Source organism: Zunongwangia sp. HRR-M8 (assembly GCF_027594405.1).
Lineage (GTDB): Bacteria > Bacteroidota > Bacteroidia > Flavobacteriales > Flavobacteriaceae > Zunongwangia.
The window spans coordinates 1,507,501-1,528,653 of record NZ_CP115161.1 but is presented as its reverse complement, the minus strand read 5'-3'; the positions used below and the strand labels follow the sequence as shown (position 1 = coordinate 1,528,653).

23 protein-coding genes and 1 other RNA gene (1 of these 24 only partly in view) are annotated in these 21,153 nt (G+C 34.7%); 11 read left to right on the top strand and 13 right to left on the bottom strand.

Features of this window, described 5'->3' with window-relative positions; all coding sequences use genetic code 11:
- Nucleotides 1-65 precede the first annotated feature (65 nt).
- Nucleotides 66-1,457: a dihydrolipoyl dehydrogenase gene (gene lpdA, locus PBT89_RS06440; protein WP_270063918.1), complete on the top strand. Its 1,392-nt coding sequence runs from the start codon at nt 66-68 to the stop codon at nt 1,455-1,457.
- A gap of 334 nt (nt 1,458-1,791) precedes the next feature.
- Here the strand turns inward: lpdA and PBT89_RS06435 are convergent, their stop codons facing one another.
- The 4 genes from PBT89_RS06435 to PBT89_RS06420 form a co-directional block, all read right to left on the bottom strand.
- Nucleotides 1,792-2,511 carry a diphthine--ammonia ligase gene (locus PBT89_RS06435; protein ID WP_270063917.1) on the bottom strand — a complete coding sequence of 240 codons (720 nt, stop codon included), beginning with the start codon at nt 2,509-2,511 and terminating at the stop codon, nt 1,792-1,794.
- Nucleotides 2,512-2,598: 87 nt separating this feature from the next.
- Nucleotides 2,599-3,012, bottom strand: coding sequence for a type II 3-dehydroquinate dehydratase (gene aroQ, locus PBT89_RS06430; RefSeq protein WP_270063916.1), 414 nt, complete (start codon nt 3,010-3,012; stop codon nt 2,599-2,601).
- 76 nt (nt 3,013-3,088) lie between these two features.
- A complete protein-coding gene (locus tag PBT89_RS06425) occupies nt 3,089-3,640 on the bottom strand; it encodes an outer membrane beta-barrel protein (RefSeq protein WP_270063915.1) in 552 nt (183 codons plus the stop codon).
- Nucleotides 3,641-3,825: 185 nt separating this feature from the next.
- Entirely contained in the window at nt 3,826-4,431 is a 606-nt protein-coding gene (locus PBT89_RS06420) for a porin family protein (protein WP_270058549.1), read from the bottom strand.
- Nucleotides 4,432-4,547: 116 nt separating this feature from the next.
- Here PBT89_RS06420 and xerD point away from each other — a divergent pair, with 116 nt between their 5' ends.
- Nucleotides 4,548-5,456 carry a site-specific tyrosine recombinase XerD gene (gene xerD / locus PBT89_RS06415; RefSeq protein ID WP_270063914.1) on the top strand — a complete coding sequence of 303 codons (909 nt, stop codon included), beginning with the start codon at nt 4,548-4,550 and terminating at the stop codon, nt 5,454-5,456.
- Between the two features lie 85 nt (nt 5,457-5,541).
- The gene (locus PBT89_RS06410; protein ID WP_270063913.1) at nt 5,542-6,498 is read left to right on the top strand and encodes an aldo/keto reductase; all 957 of its coding nucleotides are present in this window, start codon (nt 5,542-5,544) and stop codon (nt 6,496-6,498) included.
- 81 nt (nt 6,499-6,579) lie between these two features.
- On the opposite strand, the gene rny is transcribed toward PBT89_RS06410, so the two are convergent.
- The 4 genes from rny to PBT89_RS06390 all read right to left on the bottom strand — a co-directional run bounded on the left by rny (nt 6,580) and on the right by PBT89_RS06390 (nt 8,973).
- Entirely contained in the window at nt 6,580-8,163 is a 1,584-nt protein-coding gene (rny, locus tag PBT89_RS06405) for a ribonuclease Y (protein WP_270058552.1), read from the bottom strand.
- A gap of 50 nt (nt 8,164-8,213) precedes the next feature.
- A non-coding RNA gene (gene ssrS / locus PBT89_RS06400) (6S RNA) lies at nt 8,214-8,330 on the bottom strand.
- A gap of 52 nt (nt 8,331-8,382) precedes the next feature.
- Nucleotides 8,383-8,676 carry a cell division protein ZapA gene (locus PBT89_RS06395; RefSeq protein ID WP_270058553.1) on the bottom strand — a complete coding sequence of 98 codons (294 nt, stop codon included), beginning with the start codon at nt 8,674-8,676 and terminating at the stop codon, nt 8,383-8,385.
- 6 nt (nt 8,677-8,682) lie between these two features.
- Complete coding sequence (locus tag PBT89_RS06390; RefSeq protein WP_270063912.1) at nt 8,683-8,973, bottom strand: hypothetical protein; 291 nt, start codon at nt 8,971-8,973, stop codon at nt 8,683-8,685.
- A 183-nt stretch (nt 8,974-9,156) separates the two neighbouring features.
- Here PBT89_RS06390 and PBT89_RS06385 point away from each other — a divergent pair, with 183 nt between their 5' ends.
- Nucleotides 9,157-10,851 (top strand): M23 family metallopeptidase, encoded by a 1,695-nt coding sequence (locus tag PBT89_RS06385; protein WP_270063911.1) that lies wholly within the window; start codon nt 9,157-9,159, stop codon nt 10,849-10,851.
- A gap of 63 nt (nt 10,852-10,914) precedes the next feature.
- Here the strand turns inward: PBT89_RS06385 and PBT89_RS06380 are convergent, their stop codons facing one another.
- Nucleotides 10,915-12,063 (bottom strand): cysteine desulfurase family protein, encoded by a 1,149-nt coding sequence (locus PBT89_RS06380; protein WP_270063910.1) that lies wholly within the window; start codon nt 12,061-12,063, stop codon nt 10,915-10,917.
- 89 nt (nt 12,064-12,152) lie between these two features.
- Here PBT89_RS06380 and PBT89_RS06375 point away from each other — a divergent pair, with 89 nt between their 5' ends.
- Nucleotides 12,153-13,193: a hypothetical protein gene (locus tag PBT89_RS06375; RefSeq protein ID WP_270063909.1), complete on the top strand. Its 1,041-nt coding sequence runs from the start codon at nt 12,153-12,155 to the stop codon at nt 13,191-13,193.
- A 10-nt stretch (nt 13,194-13,203) separates the two neighbouring features.
- Here PBT89_RS06375 and PBT89_RS06370 read toward each other — a convergent pair whose 3' ends face one another.
- The gene (locus PBT89_RS06370; protein WP_270063908.1) at nt 13,204-13,758 is read right to left on the bottom strand and encodes a Smr/MutS family protein; all 555 of its coding nucleotides are present in this window, start codon (nt 13,756-13,758) and stop codon (nt 13,204-13,206) included.
- Nucleotides 13,758-13,964 (bottom strand): hypothetical protein, encoded by a 207-nt coding sequence (locus tag PBT89_RS06365; RefSeq protein WP_270063907.1) that lies wholly within the window; start codon nt 13,962-13,964, stop codon nt 13,758-13,760. Before PBT89_RS06365 ends, PBT89_RS06370 begins: the two co-directional genes overlap by 1 nt.
- Nucleotides 13,965-14,056: 92 nt before the next feature.
- On the opposite strand from PBT89_RS06365, the gene PBT89_RS06360 reads away from it, so the two are divergent.
- From PBT89_RS06360 to PBT89_RS06350, 3 genes are read left to right on the top strand one after another with little or no spacing between them, the layout of a single operon-like run.
- A complete protein-coding gene (locus PBT89_RS06360; RefSeq protein WP_270063906.1) occupies nt 14,057-15,856 on the top strand; it encodes a T9SS type A sorting domain-containing protein in 1,800 nt (599 codons plus the stop codon).
- A 19-nt stretch (nt 15,857-15,875) separates the two neighbouring features.
- Complete coding sequence (locus tag PBT89_RS06355; RefSeq protein ID WP_270063905.1) at nt 15,876-16,157, top strand: DUF2752 domain-containing protein; 282 nt, start codon at nt 15,876-15,878, stop codon at nt 16,155-16,157.
- An 8-nt stretch (nt 16,158-16,165) separates the two neighbouring features.
- Nucleotides 16,166-16,486: a CCC motif membrane protein gene (locus PBT89_RS06350; protein WP_270063904.1), complete on the top strand. Its 321-nt coding sequence runs from the start codon at nt 16,166-16,168 to the stop codon at nt 16,484-16,486.
- Nucleotides 16,487-16,589: 103 nt separating this feature from the next.
- Here PBT89_RS06350 and rocD read toward each other — a convergent pair whose 3' ends face one another.
- Nucleotides 16,590-17,834, bottom strand: coding sequence for an ornithine--oxo-acid transaminase (rocD, locus tag PBT89_RS06345; RefSeq protein ID WP_270063903.1), 1,245 nt, complete (start codon nt 17,832-17,834; stop codon nt 16,590-16,592).
- Nucleotides 17,835-17,998: 164 nt separating this feature from the next.
- Between rocD and rlmD the strand changes: the two genes are divergently transcribed.
- From rlmD to PBT89_RS06330, 3 genes are all read left to right on the top strand, one after another.
- On the top strand, nt 17,999-19,408 hold the full coding sequence (rlmD, locus tag PBT89_RS06340; RefSeq protein ID WP_270063902.1) for a 23S rRNA (uracil(1939)-C(5))-methyltransferase RlmD: 1,410 nt from the start codon (nt 17,999-18,001) through the stop codon (nt 19,406-19,408).
- Nucleotides 19,390-19,989 carry a DUF6452 family protein gene (locus tag PBT89_RS06335; protein WP_270063901.1) on the top strand — a complete coding sequence of 200 codons (600 nt, stop codon included), beginning with the start codon at nt 19,390-19,392 and terminating at the stop codon, nt 19,987-19,989. Before rlmD ends, PBT89_RS06335 begins: the two co-directional genes overlap by 19 nt.
- 61 nt (nt 19,990-20,050) lie before the next feature.
- A complete protein-coding gene (locus tag PBT89_RS06330; protein WP_270063900.1) occupies nt 20,051-20,746 on the top strand; it encodes a DUF6048 family protein in 696 nt (231 codons plus the stop codon).
- Here PBT89_RS06330 and PBT89_RS06325 read toward each other — a convergent pair.
- Nucleotides 20,743-21,153 carry the 3' portion of a THUMP domain-containing class I SAM-dependent RNA methyltransferase gene (locus PBT89_RS06325; RefSeq protein ID WP_270063899.1) on the bottom strand. 747 nt of this gene lie beyond the right edge of the window, so the window shows 411 of its 1,158 coding nt (coding positions 748-1,158); its start codon lies off the right edge, out of view — the gene reads right to left on this strand; its stop codon occupies nt 20,743-20,745. The two genes, PBT89_RS06330 and PBT89_RS06325, sit on opposite strands and share 4 nt — an antisense overlap.

The following is a 21,153-nucleotide window of genomic DNA, read 5'->3' as shown; positions in this document are numbered from 1 at the left end:
TTTTCGGTTAAACTAATATTCCTTAAATTCGCAGGAACTATTTTTTGTTAAAAAAAAATCCAAATATGAGTAAATACGATATCATTGTTTTAGGTAGTGGCCCGGGTGGTTATGTAACGGCAATCCGTGCTTCACAATTAGGCTTTAAAACAGCTATTGTGGAAAAAGAAAACCTTGGTGGTGTTTGTCTAAACTGGGGATGTATCCCTACAAAAGCGCTGCTTAAAAGTGCAGAGGTTTTTGACTATCTTAAACATGCCGGAGACTACGGTTTAACACTAGAAAGTCCGGATAAGGATTTTGGTGCTGTAATTAAAAGAAGTCGTGATGTTGCTGGTGGAATGAGTAAGGGCGTACAGTTCCTTATGAAGAAAAACAAAATCGATGTTATCGATGGTTACGGTAAACTTAAAGCCGGTAAAAAAGTAGAAGTTACCGATGCTAAAGATAAAAAGACAGAGTATTCTGCAGATCATATTATTGTAGCAACAGGAGCTCGTTCTCGTGAATTGCCAAACCTAAAGCAAGACGGTAAAAAAGTGATTGGATATCGTGAAGCTATGTCTTTGGATAAGCAACCAAAGAAAATGATCGTTGTTGGTAGTGGTGCGATTGGCGTTGAGTTTGCTCATTTTTATAACTCAATGGGTACCGAAGTAATTGTTGTAGAGTACTTACCTAATCTTGTACCTTTAGAAGACGAGGAAATCTCTAAGCAATTTGAGCGTAGCGTTAAAAAAGCTGGTATCAAAGTTATGACAAACTCTTCTGTAGAGAGTGTCGATACCTCTGGCGAAGGCGTAAAAGCGAAGGTAAAAACCAAAAAAGGTGAAGAAACCTTAGAAGCTGATATTGTACTTTCTGCAGTTGGAATTAAAACAAACATCGAAAATATTGGTCTTGAAGAATTAGGCATCAAAACCGATAAAGATAAAATCGTTGTAGACGATTTCTATAAAACAAATAAAGACGGAATTTACGCTATTGGTGATGTGGTTCATGGACCGGCGCTTGCTCACGTGGCTTCTGCGGAAGGAATTATTTGTGTTGAAAAAATTAAAGGAATGAATGTACAACCTTTAGACTACGGAAACATTCCTGGTTGTACTTACGCTACTCCTGAAATTGCATCAGTTGGTTTTACTGAAAAACAAGCTAAAGAAGCTGGTTACGAAATTAAGGTGGGTAAATTCCCATTCTCTGCTTCTGGTAAAGCGAAAGCTGCCGGAAAATCAGATGGTTTTGTAAAAGTGATCTTTGATGCAAAATACGGTGAATGGTTAGGTTGCCATATGATTGGTGCCGGCGTTACTGATATGATTGCTGAAGCGGTTCTTGGTAGAAAACTAGAAACTACAGGTCACGAAGTTTTAAAAACAGTTCACCCCCACCCAACAATGAGTGAAGCGGTTATGGAAGCTGTTGCTGCTGCTTACGATGAAGTAATCCATATCTAATAGATATGAGATGTAAGATTTGAGAAATTAGATCTTATACTTGAAATAAAAGCCCGGAAAATATCAATTTTCCGGGCTTTTTTATTCGGTTGAAAAAGTGGTTAGTCTTTAGACGTTAGTACCGGTTTTCCATTTAACGTTTTCCGCTGAAAAAAAACACTTCAAAAACGACGTACCTGAATTCCCCTAGCCCCTAAGGGTGAGTATGTTGAGCATTAAAAAAAAGTCTAAAAACGCCCAATTTGGATGTTTTTCATTCAGCATTAAAAATTAAACACATTTAGCATTTAAAAAAGTCTATCTTCTAACATCTACCAGCGAAGCGGTCTATATTCTAGAATAAATCACAATACCAAAATCCGGTATCCCAGTTGGTGTCTTCATCTGTAAAACAATTATCCTCACCGTCTTCTACTCTTTTGTAAGTTCGATGCACTTTTTCACCAATTTCGAATTTAATTGCTTCAGAAAAAATTGGTCCGTCGAAAACAAAGCTGTGAAATTCACCATTTTCACCGCAGGAATCTACATTTTTAGGCAAGTCTTTTAAAAACTGATGATCAATTATTCTTCCGCAGAAAGATTCGTCTAGATATTCAGCATTCGTACAAACTACAACGGCTTTAAAGCCAAATTCGATGAATTCTTCTACTAATTTTTTGGTGTCTTTTTTCCATAGTGGATACACTCCGCTAAGACCTATTTTGGATAATTGCTGATCTCGATATTCTTTCAAATCTTCTAAAAATATATCGCCAAAACAGGCAAAATCGACACCCTCTGCTTTTAGTTTTTTAGTTTCGGTTTCCATCACTTTACTATAAGTTTCCATAGAAACATTCCCAGAAAATTCGGCTAGTTGCAAGGGCAATCCAAGACTTTTAGCCTGTGCTTCGAGCAGTTCAAGGCGTACTCCATGCATCGAAATTCGGTTTACATCGGTATTAACAGCAGTAAAGAGTTTAACGATCTCCAAATCGTCTTGTTGCTGAAGTTTATATAAAGAAAAAGCAGCGTCTTTACCGCTACTCCAATTTAAATAGGCTTTTTTCATTTTGAATAAAAAATGGATATTTTCTTTTATGAGGAAGAAAACAAACTGATCAAAATTTTTGCTGAAATTATCGAATCTCGACTGATTTTACAGAAAACTTTGGATCGCGAGATCGTAGCTTTTTAAACCGAAACCTAAAATCACACCTTTTACCACAGGAGATAAATAAGATTTATGTCTAAATTCCTCTCTTGCGTGAGTATTAGAAATATGAACTTCTACAACTGGTGTTTCGATCGCTTTTATGGCGTCTGCTATAGCTACTGAAGTATGCGTGTAAGCAGCAGCGTTTAATATGATACCATCAAATTCCTTACGGGCATCATGTAACATATCGATAAGCTCACCTTCAATATTACTTTGATAATACGAAAGGTCTACATCACCAAACTTCTTTTGTAAGTCATCAAAATATTCCTTGAAAGTTTGATTTCCGTAAATATCAGGCTCTCTTATTCCTAAAAGATTTAGGTTTGGCCCATTGATGATAAGTAATTTCATAAAAAAGCAGTTAGTGAGGTAAAGGTATAAAAAAAGCGGAAATCTTTTTCCGCTATATGTATCTCAAAATAAAGTCTTAGAATTTGTAACCTACACCAAGCGTAAATGCATTAATTTTAGAGTCTACCTCTACACTTCCTGCCGCATCTTGAATATCACTACTATATCTATTTGTAAGCTCGAAGCTATATTTCGCTTCTATAAAAAAGTTCTCATTTATAGTATAACCAGCTCCAATAGCTAAATCGAAACCAAAAACCTTAAAAACATCTATTCCATTAATGGAAGATTGATTTAACATTAAAGTAGCCTGAGGCCCTCCTAAGAAATAGAATCCTGAATTTTCAATATAATATTGAACGATCACAGGAATCATTAGTAAATTTTCTTCATCAGCATTTACATAATTTACCGAAGGTTGAAGATGAAAAGCCTCGGAAAGCTGAAAATTCAGCAGACCTCCTAGATAAAAACCCGAAGAGGTTCCTGAATAACTAATATTCTCTAAAGAATTTGAAGATTTCCCGTTAAGGCTGGTAAATCCTCCTTGCAGTCCGAATTTGACATCCTGTGCCGAAACCGCTAATCCTGAGAAACAAAGGATTAAAATAACGCAAATTTTTTTCATTTTAGTTAAGTTATAAATTCAACAATTTTAATATAAAAATCGTTTGGTTTTACACTTAACCGTAAAATTTATAGATATTTTTTTTTTGGAAATATTTGATTATTTTGAGAATGCAAAAAAAAGCGGAAGAAAAATCTTCCGCTTAGTTTCATAATCTAGTTAGTTAGTCAGGTTTTTATATTCTTTTAGAACATAAATCCAACACCTGCTTGGATTACAGAGTTGTGGATATCTAGATCTTCAAAAGTTTCAGAGAATCCATAAGTATATCTACCTTGGATAAAGAATCCGTTATTGAATTTGTACTCAAGACCTGCTGCTCCACCAAATTCAAAGTCCTCAGCTCCTGGGTAAGGATTATCGATATCCCCACCATCTTGTGTTGGTTCGTAATCAATTTCTTCATTAACTTTCCAATTAAAAGTAGGACCTGCCTGTATGCTTAAACCATCTACTAAATAAATTTTAGCTAAAACAGGAACACTTACATAATCTAATTGATATTCTACGTTATCATCAACATCTAAGAAATTAGACTGATCATTTTCATAAATTTCATATCCTTGTCCAGAATATAAAACCTCTGGCTGAATAGAAAAACGATCTGCAATTGGAATTTCTGCTAATACACCTACATTAAAACTAGTTCTAGAGTTATCTGAACTAAAATCGTCTCCAGTAAAGTTAGCAAAGTTTACCCCACCTTTAATACCAAAATTCCAAGCTTCTTGAGCGCTCATTGTTGTCGCTCCAAATAATAATACTGCAATTACTAAAATTGACTTTTTCATAATAACATTTTTGTTTTTGATTATGGCGCAAATGTAATGATGGGATTCTTAAAGAAAACTTAGCAAAGCCTAAAGTATTATTAAGGTTGAATGAGCCAAAATTGTATCTTTAACACATGAAATGGGAGCATATTTTAAAGGATTACCTTACCTATCTAAAGTTAGAACGCGGACTTTCAGCTAATTCAATTAATAGCTACGAATTAGATCTTATAAAATTAATAAGCTTTTTAAAAGTTAAAGGTATTTCTAGCACACCGCTTACAATCGATCAAGAAACCTTACAATTATTTTTATATGAGATAGCAAAAGAGCTAAATGCAAGATCTCGTGCACGACTCATTTCTGGATTAAAAAGTTTTTTTAATTATCTGATATTTGAAGATTACAGAGAATACAATCCTACAGATCTTATAGAAGCGCCAAAAATTGGTAGAAAACTACCAGTTACTATCTCTGTTGAAGAAATAGATATGTTGATTGCTGCTATTGATCTGAGTAAGGCTGAAGGCGAAAGAAACCGCGCAATTATCGAGACCTTATACGGTTGTGGTTTACGCGTTTCTGAACTTACAAATCTACAAATTTCAGATTTATTTTTTGATGAAGGTTTTATAAAAATAACCGGTAAAGGGGACAAACAACGCTTCGTACCTATCTCAGATTATAACATTAAATACATCAATATTTACAAAGATGAAGTAAGACCAGACCAAAAGATAAAAGATGAAGCGGCCGATACACTTTTTTTAAACCGGCGCGGTGGGCAACTTACCCGCGCAATGATTTTCACCATAATAAAACAACTGGCTGCAAAAGCAAATATTAATAAAAAGATAAGTCCGCACACTTTTAGACATTCGTTTGCCACTCACCTTTTAGAGAACGGTGCAGATTTAAGAGCTATTCAGCAAATGTTAGGTCACGAAAGCATAACAACAACAGAAATCTATATGCATGTAGATCGAACTTATTTGCGTGAGGTGCTCGAAAAATTCCATCCTAAGAAAATTAACCAAGGTTAAGAAACGATATTAAATTTCTGCTAAAACACGCTATACACTTCATATTGGTCATTTCTCTTCTTAATTTCGAAAAAAAGAAATTATTATGAAACCATTACGAACGTTAAAATATAAGAACGGCGATGAACAACCAGCAATTGGTTTAGGAACCTGGAAGTCTGGTAAAGGAGAGGTTGCCAAAGCTGTAGAAATAGCTTTAAATAATGGCTATAGACATATTGATTGCGCTGCAACCTATGGGAATGAAGCCGAAGTTGGTGAAGCTTTTGAAAAAGTATTTAACCAAGGCAAAGTTAAAAGAGAAGATGTTTGGATCACCTCTAAATTATGGAATGATTCTCATAAGAAAGAAGATGTGATTCCCGCTTTAAAACAAACCTTAAGCGATTTAAAATTAGATTACTTAGATCTCTATTTAATCCACTGGCCGGTAGCTTTTAAAAAAGGAATTGGTTTCCCTGAAAAAGATGAACAATATTATTCTTTGGAAGAAGTGCCAATTATCGAAACCTGGGAAGCTATGATCGAAGCTAAAAAACAAGGGCTAGTAAAACACATTGGAGTTTCTAATTTCAGTACAAATAAACTGGAAGACCTTATTGGTAAAACCGATGAAAAACCTGAAGCCTTACAAGTAGAATTACATCCCTATTTACACCAAAATAAACTTTTAGAATTTTGCAGTAATCATAAGATCAATGTAACTGCTTATTCTCCTTTGGGAAGTGGTGATCGTTCTGAGGCGATGAAAGGCGAAAATGAGCCAAGCTTATTAGAAAATCCTACTATTGTAAAAATCGCCAAGAAACATGGAGCTTCAGCAGGACAAATTTTAATTAATTGGGCTGTGCAGAGAGGAACTGCGGTGATCCCTAAATCTACAAATGAAAGTAGAATTAAAGAAAATCTAGCTAGCTCTGGTTACCAATTGGATAAAGAAGATCTTGCAGAAATCGATCAATTAGACGATCATTTTAGATATGTAACAGGAGAGTTTTTTGTGACCGAAGGAAATTCATATTCCAACATTTACGACGATTAATTTTCTTCGGAAAATATCATAAATAAAAAATCCCCGAATTATCGGGGATTTTTTTGTTTCATATAAATTTGGTTTACAACCTTATTTTGCAATATTTACGGCTCTTGTTTCACGAATTACGGTAACTTTAACCTGTCCCGGATACGTCATATCGGTTTGAATTTTCTGTGAAATTTCGAAAGATAGATTACTTGCTTTCTCATCGTTCACTTTTTCACTTTCTACAATCACTCGCAACTCTCTACCTGCTTGTATTGCATACGCTTTTTTAACGCCACCAAATCCAAAGGCAATTTCTTCAAGATCTTTCAAACGCTGAATATAAGAATCTAAAACCTGTCTTCTAGCTCCTGGTCTTGCACCACTAATAGCATCACAAACCTGTACGATAGGAGAAAGTAAAGAATTCATCTCAATTTCATCGTGGTGTGCTCCAATAGCGTTACAAACCTCGGGCTTTTCTCCATGTTTCTCTGCCCACTGCATTCCTAAAATAGCGTGAGGAATTTCAGTTTCAGTTTCTGGCACTTTACCAATATCGTGCAATAATCCTGCTCTTTTTGCTAGTTTTGGGTTAATCCCCAATTCAGCAGCCATCACACCGCAAAGTTTAGCAACTTCACGCGAGTGTTGTAATAAATTTTGACCATAAGAAGAACGATATTTCATTCGTCCTACCATCTTAATTAATTCTGGTTGCAAACCATGGATACCAAGATCGATAACGGTACGTTTACCTATATCAATAATTTCTTCCTCAATTTGTTTTCTCGTCTTTTTAACTACCTCTTCAATTCTTGCCGGGTGAATTCGACCATCGGTTACTAATTTATGCAAAGAAAGCCTTGCAACCTCTCTTCTAACCGAATCAAAACAAGAAAGGATAATAGCTTCAGGAGTATCGTCTACAATAATTTCTACACCAGTAGCAGCTTCTATCGCTCTAATATTTCGCCCTTCACGACCAATAATACGACCCTTTACATCATCACTTTCAAGATTAAAAACCGAAACGCAGTTTTCTACCGCTTCTTCAGTTCCTATTCTTTGGATAGTGTTTATGATAATCTTTTTGGCTTCCTGCTGTGCGGTAAGTTTAGCTTCTTCTACAGTATCTTGTATTAAAGCCATAGCATCAGCCTTTGCAGCATCTTTTAAGCTTTCTACTAATTGATCTTTAGCTTCAGCTGCAGACAATCCAGAGATTACTTCTAATTGTTGTACTTTACTATTGTGAAGCTTATCAATTTCTTCCTGCTTCTTTTCAAGATATTCGTTACGATGGTCATAATCTGCTATTCGACTATCTAACTCTTTACTTTTGGTATCTAATTCTTTATTTAATTTTTTGTTTTTAGAAAGTTCACTAGAGACCTGAGATTCTTTATCACGGGTTCGCTTCTCTGCATCCCCAATTTTTTTGTCTCTGGCAAGAATTACCTTTTCGTGCTCAGACTTTAATTCGATAAACTTTTCTTTAGCCTGAAGAATTTTATCTTTCTTAATGCTTTCTGCTTCGCTCTTGGCTTCCTTTAAAATTCCTGCTGCTTTATCCTGAGCTTCTTTAATTGTTGCAGAGGCCTTTTTCTTTTCTAAAGATTTGGCTATGGCAAAACCTATACCTAAGCCTACTATAATTCCAACTATCGCTAATACTATTTCCATATGTTATGTTTATATATAAAAAAAGCCTGTATTAGCAGTTGTTTTGTATTAAACTCCTTAAAATCAAGTTTAGGGCTAACAAGCTGATCAAGAATCCGTAGTCCCTTACGGGAACGGCGCGCTTTTACAACTTAGACTCACCCTCTTTAAAGAATTATCTGTTGAGTTTATCAAAATATAACTAATACAGGCAGTAACCTTATTTTATTTAAAGAACGTTTAGGAAGCCATATGCTGTTGCAACAAATCGTTAAGCGATCTTAACTTATCTTCTGCTTTTTGCATCTCTTCACTTTTATCTATATCTTTTTGTTCCGTCTGGGCTGCAAATTGTAATGCACACATTGCTAATACATCCTGCTTATCCCTAACGGCATAACTTTTCTCAAATTGCTTAATCATTGCTTCGATTTTCTTCGCAGCCTTTCTTAATCCTTCTTCTTGACGAGGATCTATAGTTAAAGGATACACCCTATCTGCAATCGAAATTTTTATTTTAAGCTTGTCTTCCATCTACATTTATTCAGATAACTGAACGATACATTGATCGATCTCCCTTATAAGACTGTTTATTTTGAGCTTAGTTTCTTTCTTGTAATCATTACTGCCAAGCATCGCATTTGCTGCTTTTAGATCTTTAATCTGGTTATTAGAACGTTCTAACTCTCCTTTTAACCAGGTATTTTCAGATTGCACCGCTGTCATTTCCTCTTGGATAGAATGCATTTCCTGCTTTAGCAATTCGTGCCTATGCAGCAATTTGCTAATCCTATTCTCAAGATTATCAACTATTTCGGTGATATCACTCATAAAAGCCAAACTCGATACTAATCCTTACAAAGTTAACATACCGTTTTAAATTTGCAATGATTTTTTATTTCATTTTTCTTTTTTAAGCCTTGTAATTCCTAACATTCTAAATTATAGTGATTTAATTTTGCATGAAGTTTGATTACCTTTACGCGAGTAGAATTTAATGTATTTAGACGATTTATGAAGCAATTTTTTATTCTTTTTATTGGCTTATTTTCTTTGGCAACCTATGCGCAGGTTGATAACGTACCCCAAGATTATTTTGAAAAACCCCTCGATATCCCATTAATATTATCAGGAACTTTTGGTGAACTTCGTTCCAATCACTTTCATGCAGGATTAGATATTAAAACTCAGGGAAGACAGGGATTAGAAGTGAAATCTTCAGCAAAAGGATATGTTAGTAGAATTAAAATTCAGCATTATGGTTATGGGAAGGCACTTTACATTCAACATCCCAATGGTTATACTACCGTATATGGGCATTTGCAAAAACTTTCCCCGAAGATAGAAGCTTATCTAAAGGAGCGACAGTATAGCAAAGAATCTTATGAAATTGAACTTTTTCCTGAACCTGCCGAATTGCCTGTTGAACAGGGAGAGTTAATTGCTTTTAGCGGAAATACGGGAGGAAGTGGTGGCCCACATGTTCATTTTGAAATTCGTGATGGTAGCCAACGACCAATGAATCCTGAAATGTTCGGAATTGATATTGAAGATAATCGAGATCCCATTGTAGATGGTCTTTTTGCATATCCAATAGGTGAAGGAGCACATGTGAATAATTCAGCAAATCGACAAAAATTGAGATTAATCCCGCAAAATGATGGTTCTTACACTACAAATACACTAGAAGCTTGTGGAGAAATTGGTTTTGGTATTTCTACAGTAGATCAAAAAAGTCTTGCTCCAAACAAAAACGGAGTTTATAAAATTGAAGCAAGTCTTAATGGTTCTCCCGTTATTAATCTTGACTTTCAGCGCATTTCATTTGGAGAAAGTAGATACCTTAATTTTTTAATTGATTATGAATACTACTCGAATCACAGGAAAAGAGTGCAGAAACTATTCAAAGAAAGTAATAATCCGCTTAGCATTTATAATGGTGTGGTGAATGAAGGAAAATTAGAAATTGAAGATGGATTAGATTATAATTATGTAGTTGAAGTTAAAGATTTTAAAGGGAATTCTAAAACGATTAGAATTCCTATCAAAGGAAATTTTGCTGGAGAAATCACCCCAAAAGATGACAAAACTACCGACTATTTTACCAATTACAACGAAACTTTTTCTATACAAGAAAACGGTATTGATATTTACATTCCTAAAAATGCATTGTATTATGACACATTTCTAGATATCCAATTTATGGGCGATACGGTAAAAGTACATCATAACGATGTGCCGCTGCACAAAAATATGACTATAGGTTTTGATGTTAGCGATATACCTGAAGCTGAAAAAGAAAAATTATTTATTGCAAGAATAAACAGCTACGGCAGGCCTAGCTATTCTACAACCTATAAAAAACCGACTCGCTTTACAACCGGCACCAGAACATTTGGCGAATATACATTGGTTGCAGATGTTACTCCACCATCCATCAGGCCAGTTAATTTTAGTGATGGCCAGTGGATTTCGAGTAATAGTACGCTAAAGGTAAAAATTAGTGACGACTTATCTGGCATCCAAGGATATAGAGCCACGGTAAACGGAAAGTTTATTTTGATGGAATATGAATATAAAAACAATACGCTAACTCACGATTTTTCTGACGGTGTGATTACAGAAACAGAGAATAATTTTAAACTTATCGTCACTGATAATGTAGGTAATGTTAACATCTATGAAGCGAAGTTTTTCAGAAAAAATTGATCTTTAAATTAACTAAAAAAGCCTCGCAGATGGCGAGGCTTTTTATTTTATTAAAAAAATAAACTAAGATTCTATAAATTCTTTCAAGGTTTTCACCACGTAATCAATTTCTTCTTTGGTATTAAATTTTGAAAATGAAAAACGTATGGAAGGTGTTTTTAAATCTTCTTCACTTAAAAATGCGTTTAAAACGTGCGAACCTTTGTCGCTTCCACTTTGGCAAGCACTTCCTTTAGAACAAGCGATACCCTTTAAATCTAGTTGAAATAACAACATTAAGGCCTTTTCTTCGCTTACAGGAAGATTTGCGTTAATTAATGTATACGTACTTTTATCTAAATCCCCACTTTTCCCATTAAATTTAACTCCGGGAATTTCACTTTTAAGAGAGTCAATAAAATGAGATTTTAAGCTTGTGGTGTACGCTTTTTCTTCTTCTAAATTTTTATAAGCCAACTTAAAAGCTTCTTCTAAACCAACAATATTATGCAAACCTTCGGTACCGGCGCGATAACCACGTTCTTGCTCTCCTCCAAAGATTAATGGTTTTAAACCGCTATTTTTACGAATATAAGCGAAGCCAATTCCTTTAGGACCGTGAAATTTATGTGCACTAACTGCTGTAAAATCTACGGGAACTTCCTGTAAATCTATTTCGTAGTGTCCAATAGATTGTACAGTGTCTGAATGAAACAAGGCTTTATGTGCTTTACACATTTCAGCAACTTTCTTGATATCAAGTTTGTTTCCTACTTCATTATTCACATGCATTAAACTAACTAGGGTTTTCACTTCAGAAGAATTAAGGCGATTTTCTAAATCTTCAAGATCTATTTCACCTTCATTAGTTAGTTTTACATATTCAACTTCAACATCAAAACAATCTTGCAACTGATTCACACAGTATAAAACAGCATGATGCTCGATTTTCGAAGTTATTATTCTTTTTACACCAAGATCTCGAACAGCACTGTTAAGTGCTAAATTATCAGCTTCAGTTCCTCCTGAAGTGAAAATAATTTCAGCAGCTGTAACGTTTAACTGTTTTGCGATAGTTTTACGAGCTTTCTCGATTAACGATTTAGCAGACCGACCAAAACTATGGGTAGATGAAGGGTTTCCATAATTTTGTTGCATCGCTTCGGTTATTTTCTCAATAACTTCGGGGCGCATTTGGGTCGTAGCGGCAGAGTCTAAATATACTTTTTCCATGGTGCGCAAAGGTAAGGCTATTTAAAATAAATTTAAAGAAGCTCCGTTGAAAATCTATAAAACTTCTATTTTTGCCCAAAAGCTTTTTTATGAAAAAGATATTAGGATTATTAAGTCTTTGTTTATTAATATTATCCTGTGACGATGGCGATATAGTAGTTACCGATTTTGCTATTGAAGATGCTACCCTTAGCGTCTGCGGTTTAGAGCAAAAAGTAATTTATGCTACCAACAATGACGGCGTTTATGAAAGCCTTTCCCTTATTTTGGATGCTACTGGCGCTATAAACGATAGTGTAAGTAATCTTTTGATTACAGAAGTTGGTGAAGATGAATATGTTTTTAATTTAAACAGCAATAATAGACTTATATATAGAATATATGATGGTGCTATCTCTAACGATTATTTTTGCTCTAATGTTCCTCCCAGCCAGCCTAAAGTGCTGCAGGAATTTGTAAGCGGAGATGCGGGAACGGTGACCATTCGCGTTGCTTATAGCGATCTTTCTAATGATAATAATGATGCCGATACCGATGGCGACGGCATACCAAATAGAATGGAAGGCTATGATCCAAATTTATCAGATTCTGACATGCTGGATACAGATGGCGATGGAATTCCCGATTATTTAGATATTGATGATGATGGTGATAATGTACCTACCAAGCTTGAAGTTGATCCAGAAGAAGGAAGTTGGGAAGATAACGGTTTTTTAGATACCGACAGTGACGGAACGCCTAATTACTTAGATGCAGATGATGATGGTGATGGTGTACCTACCAGAAACGAAGTAGACGAAAGCGATTTAGAAAATTTAGATGAAGGGCAGATTCTAAATCCATTAAATTATAGAAATGAAGGTGATCCAAACTTTTTAAATAAATTTTACTCAGAATTTGGAAATAATCCGACGTATATCGAAAATCGTATCAATAGAAAGATTATTACTGAAGTTATTATTTCTGGTTTTAGCTTAAAAGATAGCAACGGAAATTCTCCAGATATTAATACTAATATTGAATATAATATGGGTTCTTTCAACTCTTCATTCAATAAAACTTATCTAAGAAATACAGATTCTGAAGAAGATAGCGAAGAAGAAAATCCAGCCGATACTGTTGAAGATTAAAAATTGTGGATTAGGCGTTTTGGAAAATATATACTTCTGTGGCGCCTAAACCATATTGCTGATAATTGGCATCATAAAACTTTACATTATCATATCTACCAAATAGATATTCTAATTCAGCTTTTAAAACACCCTCGCCCACTCCGTGAATAAAAACAATACGCTGAATTCTTTTTCTAATCGCAAATTCTAGCTGCCCACGTGCGGTATCAATTTGTTTTGTAAGAATATCATGATTAGATAGTCCTCTTTTTGAAGGTAGTAATTTCTCTATGTGAAGATCTACCTCCATTGCAGGAATTTGTTTTTCCTTTTTCTTAGAAATAGTTCTTTTCCTGTTCTTTTTGAAGTTCTCTTTCTCTTCTAAGGCTCTACGAATAACCTCTTGCTCTACATCCAGCAAAGGATCATTATTCCGCTCGATCTTTACTAAATCCTTCAATTCAAAACTCATAGGAAAACCGTCTGTCGTTTCTATTGTAGCGACACTACCTGAAAGTTCTACAATTACTCCTTCGATATCATCATCGAGAACATGAACTACATCTCCCTTTTTCAAAATCATTATTCTTGTTCTTTTTGATCTTTTTTATAATCATCCTTGGTCACAGACCAATATTGTGTTGCACGATAAAGACCAAGCATTAAAATTATAATCCCAAAGATCTTTGCATAAGGAGAATTGTCATTAACCGACATTCCGTATATCAACACGACACCTCCAATTATAATTAAAAGAGTATTAAGTATTTGAGATTTATTATTTTTCATCTTCATTTTAGGTCTATTCGTCTAAATTTCAAAAAAATCTGCATCCTAAAGAGAAATTTAGAGTATTTTTGTGGAGCAAATTTAAAGCATTTATGAAGCAATATTACATTATTTTAGCACTAATCTTTCCTATTTTAATACAGGCTCAGACAGATTTGAGTGTTTCTCCATCTAAAAATGGAGAAGATAATTACGTATATGTAAAAAATGAATTACTATTTGTAAATGGAGCTATTGATTTAAAGAAAAATAATTCTAAAGAGACTGAAGCAAGTATATACTTACGAGAAGATGCCCAGTTATTACAGGGATTAGATACCAAAAACCAAGGTGATGGCTATTTATCTGTTTTTCAAGAAGGAACAGCCAATTCTTTTGATTATAATTATTGGGGTATGCCGGTAGAAACAAAGGGAAAAACTTTAGACCAGGTGTTATTTGAGCCAGTAAACAGTACCCGTAGCAATCCTGTTAGGCTAACTAATGGACTTGATGGTAGTGCCAGCCCTCTAACTATCTCTACAAGATGGATCTATAAACTCTCTGGTGTGGGCTATAAATCGTGGGATCCAATTGGTAAGCAAATTAATAAACTTCAGCCAGGTATGGGATTTACCATGAAGGGCACCAAAGGTATAAATACAGTTACCGTAAATGGCGTTCAGAATAATCCTGGCAGTCATCAGCGTTATGATTTTAGAGGAATACCTAATAATGGTGACATCAAGGTACAGGTAAACGAAAATAATACTGTATTACTAGGTAATCCTTATCCCTCTCCTATTGATTTAAAGGCATTCCTTAGTGATCCTGATAATGATATTACAGGAATCGCTTATTTTTGGGATAGTAAAGAAAATGGTAATTCCCATTATGTTAAGGATTACGAAGGTGGATACGGTGCATACTCTCCCGGTGCAAACGATTATGTTCCTGCTACCTTTAAAAAATATAGGAATCAAACCGGGGAACAGATAGAGAATAGCGGAGGTGCTTTAGGCAAAGAATACGAAAGACGTTACGCGCCTGTAGGGCAAGGATTTACTGTAGTAGGCACCAAAAATGGCGGTAGAGTAACCTTTAGAAATAGCTATCGTGTGGATGAGCGCGGAATTGATTTAAAGGCCAGAACAAAAGGCTCTAATGGAAATAACGGAAATAACAAAAATTCTTCGGTTATAATTGATGAGGAAAAGTCTAATAGCGTTCGATTAAACATCAGCTTAAATGATACTTACACCAGACAGCTTTTAGTAGCCTTTAGAGATGATGCCACTAAAGGAGCCGATAAAGCTATGGATGCGCCAATGTTTGGTAAATTATCCAGCGATGCATCTTGGAATATAGACGGAGGAGAGTACATGATAAATGTGTTACCATTCGATCGTTCTTCTATGCTACCACTTAACGTATTAACTTCTAGTGAAATGGAAGTTGATTTCTTTATCGCAGAAACGGACTTTCTGGATAACGAAAATATCTATCTGTACGACTCAGAAAATGATAGATTTACAGATATAAAAAAGGATCATTATAAAGTTCAGGTAACTGGTGATTCTAAAGATCGTTTCTTTTTAGCTTTTCAGGATGATCAACCCACTGAAGAGGAAAAAGTTCAAGAAACAAAAGAAGAAGAAATTTTTGTTGCTTCGATAGATATCTTTCAAAATAACAATGAAGGTGTCTTGCAAGTGAAAATACCAAAGGATGTTGAAGTTAATCACATTGCTATATTTAACTTAAATGGCGGCGCTGTAATTAGTAAAAATCTTTCTACCAGCGATAAAGAATTTAGCTTTACTACTGCTAATTTTAGAGATGCTATTTATATAGTTCAACTAAACACTTCTGATAATCGTAGTGTTACTAAAAAAATTACTGTAAAAAATTAATACGGGATACGAAGAATATATGCTACCATGCCTTAACAAAACTCTTTTGGGGGTTGAGTGTTATGGTTGCGGAGGACAAAGAGCTGCGGTGCTATTATTTCAAGGACATTTTAAAGAAGCCTTTATAATGTATCCAGCTATATACAGCCTCCTTATTTTTGCTGTTTTTTTAATTATCAATATATTTTATAAATTTAAAGGCGATTTTAAAATTAAAATTGCCTTTATTTTTTTTAATGCTTCTATAATGATCATTTCTTATATTATTAAAATGTTGCAATTTTATAATCTAACCAATTAAACATATTTATGAAAGAGAAACTACCTAACTCAACACTTATTTTAGTTTTTGGAATTTTATCCATCATCGGTTGCTGCTGTTATGGATTGTTCGGGATAATTTTCGGAATTTTAGCCATTGTACTAGCAAATAAGGCGAAAGAACTTTATTATGCGAATCCAGAACTTTACATGGGATACGAAAATGTAAAAACAGGCCGAATTTTAGGAATTATCGGTTTGATACTAAGTGTTCTTTCATTTGTTAGTGGATTAATCTTTTTCTTTACAGCAGGTGGCCTAGATGCGATGTGGGAAATGCAAAGAGAGATATATGGAAATGGCTTTTAAGATTTCCATAAAAGAAAATTTATTGCATTTTTAATAAAAGAATATAAATCAAAAAATCCCCGGAAGTTCCGGGGATTTTAATTTTTTAAAAATTCTTCAATTACTACTTTTCAAACTGCTTTAAAGTTTGAATAATAATATTTACGCAATCTTTTAATTGTTCTTCGTTCATCACTAAAGGCGGTGCAAAACGAATAATATTGCCATGAGTGGGTTTAGCTAACAAACCGTTCTCTTTAAGTGCCATGCAAATATCCCAGGCTGTTGTACTATCTGGTGAATCGTTAATTACAATGGCGTTTAAAAGTCCTTTACCTCTAACAAGTTCAACAATATTAGAAGTCCTTATATAATCATCTAAAAGTCTACGGAAAAGGCCTCCAAGCTTTTCTGCATTTTCGGCTAGTTTTTCATCTTTAATAACTTCAAGCGCAGCATGGGCCACAGCACAAGCCAAAGGATTTCCACCAAAAGTAGAACCATGTTGACCCGGTTTGATAACATCCATTACATTATTATTTGCCAAGACTGCTGATACAGGATAAACACCTCCAGAAATTGCTTTACCTAGTATAAGCACATCTGGTTTTACATCTTCGTGATCTACCGCAAGTAATTGCCCGGTTCTCGCAATTCCTGTTTGTACTTCATCGGCAATAAATAATACATTATGTTTTTCACAAAGCGCTTTAGCTCTCTTTAAGTATCCATCGGAAGGAACATAAACTCCCGCTTCACCCTGTATGGGCTCCACTAAAAATCCCGCAATGTTATTATTTTCCTTTAATGCCTGCTCTAAAGCATCAACATCGTCATAAGGTATTTTCTGAAATCCAGGAGTATATGGGCCAAAGTTCTTTCTTGCACCTTCATCATTCGAAAAAGAAATAATGGTTGTCGTTCTTCCATGAAAATTGTTTTCGCAAACAATTATTTCAGCTTCGGTTTCCTTCACGCCTTTGGTTTCATAAGCCCATTTTCTCGCCAGTTTAATAGCAGTTTCTACGGCTTCAGCTCCGGTATTCATTGGTAATAGTTTATCAAAACCAAAATATTCGGTAGCATATTTTTCAAAAGGCCCTAAAACATCGTTATGAAAAGCTCTCGAAGTTAGCGTTAACGTTGCTGCTTGCTGGTTTAATGCTTCCAGAATCTTTGGATGGCAGTGCCCCTGGTTTACAGCAGAGTATGCTGAAAGAAAATCATAATATTTTTTTCCTTCTACGTCCCAAACATGCACACCCTCTCCTTTACTTAAAACAGCCGGTAGCGGATGATAATTGTGAGCCCCATGCTGTTCTTCTAATTTTATTGCCTGTTCAGAAGAATTAATTTTAGATAATGACATTCTTTGTTCAAATTTTTATTCATTAATATTTACAATTCCTTCTTATTCTGTTTTACAGATTAGGAGAGAAATCACCCATTTAATGTCTCGGCAATTTACTAAATGTTTACTGATTTTTTTAAAGACATCCTCTTTAAATCCTGCAATTATTCTATTTTTGCGCTATGGGAAGAAGGAATAAAAATAAGCTTTTTGAAGCTGTTGAAGTTGTAGACGCCGGCGCTAAAGGTAAAAGTATCGCAAAATCGCCAGATGGCAGAGTGATTTTTGTAAACAATGCAGTGCCAGGTGATGTTGCAGATATACAAACTACCAAAAAAAGAAAGTCTTATTTTGAAGGTACTGCTGTTAATTTCCATTCACTTTCAGAGAAACGGGTAGAACCTGTATGTCAACATTTTGGAACCTGCGGTGGTTGCAAATGGCAATTTATGGATTACAAATATCAGCTAGAATATAAACAACAAGAGGTTACCAATAATCTGCAACGTTTAGGTAAAATAGAATTGCCAGAAATTACACCAATTTTAGGAAGTAAAGAAATCTACTTTTATCGTAATAAAATGGAATTCTCTTTTAGTGATAGCCGTTGGTTAACATTGGATGAAATTCAAAGTGGAAAAGAATTTGATGATAAGAATGCATTGGGTTTCCATATTCCTGGAATGTGGGACAAAATCCTGGACATCAAAAAATGTCACTTGCAGGAAGATCCCAGCAACGCAATTCGGAATTTTGTGAAAATTTTTGCGACACAAAATGATATCCCATTTTTTAATACCAGAGCGCAAAGTGGATTGTTACGAACGCTGATGATTAGAACTTCCAGCAATGGTGAAATTATGGTTCTTATACAGTTTTTTGAAGAAGAAAAAGAAAGTAGAGAATTATTACTTAATGCCGTCGCTGAAGAATTTCCTGAAATCACATCGCTTCAATATGTGATAAATAATAAAGGTAACGACACGATTTATGATCAAGAAGTGATTTGCTATAAAGGAAGAGATCATATCTTTGAGGAAATGGAAGGCCTTAAATTTAAAATTAATGCAAAGTCTTTTTATCAAACCAATTCAGCCCAAGCTTACGAACTTTATAAAATTACTCGAGAATTCGCCAATTTAAAAGGCGATGAATTAGTTTACGATCTATATACCGGTACCGGTACAATAGCTCAATTTGTGGCAAAAAAAGCTAAAAAAGTTATTGGTGTAGAAGCTGTCCCAGAAGCTATACAAGATGCCAAAGAGAATGCCGAAAGAAATGGCATCGCGAATACTGAGTTTTTTGCAGGTGATATGAGAAAAGTTTTTACTTCAAACTTTATCAATAAACATGGTCATCCAGACGTTATTATTACAGATCCACCACGGGACGGGATGCATAAAGATGTTGTTGCACAAATTATCGGTATTTTGCCAGAGAAAATAGTATATGTAAGCTGTAATTCGGCGACACAAGCAAGAGATTTAGCGTTACTAGACGGGTATTATAAGGTTACTAAAATTCGTCCAGTAGACATGTTCCCACAAACTTTTCATGTAGAAAATGTGGTATGTTTAGAAAGAAAATAATGCAATTAAAATATAACTATTCTTACTTAATCATTGGGCTTATGGTATTCCTATTATTTGCGGGATGCCAGCGAGACGATATTTGTCCTGAGAGTACAGATATAACACCAATGTTAGTGATTAACTTTTTTGATGCTAGTTCGTTAGAACCCCGGCCTTCAGTTAATCTAACCATTCGCGAAGTAGGTAGAGAAAAAATAGATACCTTATATTACAGAGAAAATCTTCAAAGTATTACAATTCCTTTAAGAACAGATCGCGATAGTACCAAATATGAGTTTGTACAAAATGGTTTGATTTTCGACGAAAACGGAGATCCAGATACAGAGCTAAATGAAAATAACGATACAAACACAGATGTTATTACATTTAATTATAGCCGTGAAGAAGAATATATTAATCGCGCATGTTCGTTTAAAGTAAATTTTCTGAATGTAAATTATCTTACCGAAGGAGGAGACGACGGGCGGTGGATTAGCCGAATGACTCTTTTGGTCGAAGATATCCTAACGGATAATTTTAATAATCCCGAAAACGATCCTGATGCCAACACTGCTCATTTAAATTTATATTTTGAATAAAACAGTAAAAAAACATACGAGCAAAAAATGCTTAGCCTTTGGGATTCTTAACCTATGCTGCTTGCTTTTTTTAAATTTAAATGTATTTGCTCAAGAAGATTTAGATTCAGAAAGCATAAATCCAGAAACACCCACAGATACGACGTACAGAGAAAAATACGGACTACGCGTAGGTATTGATATTAGCAAATTAGCAAGAACTTTTTTTGAAGATGATTATACTGGTTTCCTTATTGAAGGAGACATGAGAGTCTACAAAAATTATTATGCAGCTGCTGAAATTGGTAACGAAACTTTACCATTTAATGAAGACGAAATTGAAGTTTCAGCTTCAGGTAGTTTTATCAAATTAGGTGTAAACTATAATGCTTACGAAAATTGGGCTGGGATGGAAAATATTGTCTTTGCAGGTTTGCGATATGGATTTTCTACTTTTAGTCAAGAAATAGAGCAATATAGAATCTACACTAGAAATAATTATTTTGAAGATGATATTAGAAGAGATCAAGAAGAAACTACGGGCCTTACAGCTGGATGGATAGAATTGATGGCAGGATTTAAGGTTGAAGTTTTAAATAATTTATTTTTATCGGCTAACGTTCAATTAAAAAGCCGAGTAAATGAAAGTAAACCAAATGGTTTTGATAATCTTACCATACCTGGCTTTGGCAGAACATACGATGATAGTAAATTTGGAATAGGATATGGCTATTCCATATCCTATTTAATTCCTATTTTTCGAAAAGCTAAAAACTAGCCTTGCTTCTTATGCTTTTTACTGCCCTCGTAAATTTCATATTTTAGAAATCGGGATTCCAGGCCTCCGTTAAACATCTTTACTTTTCGAGAAGGTCTTAAACCTACGCTCTTCATAGCTTCATTATCCGACGTTATAAACCAGGCTTCTGTACCGGGATAACTTTGCTTTAAGGTATCTCCTATTCTTTTATAAAATTCAGTAATATTAACCTCTAAACGTTCCCCATAAGGCGGATTAAAAACCATATGCAGGTGACCGTTTGTTTGCTTTTCAGTTTCAAAAAAATCTGTTCGTTCTATATTAACGAATTCAGACAGATTAGCATTTTTAACATTCTCTCTAGCCTTTTCTACTGCAGATGGTGCTTTATCGTAACCTAAAATCTGAAAATGAAAATCACGAAC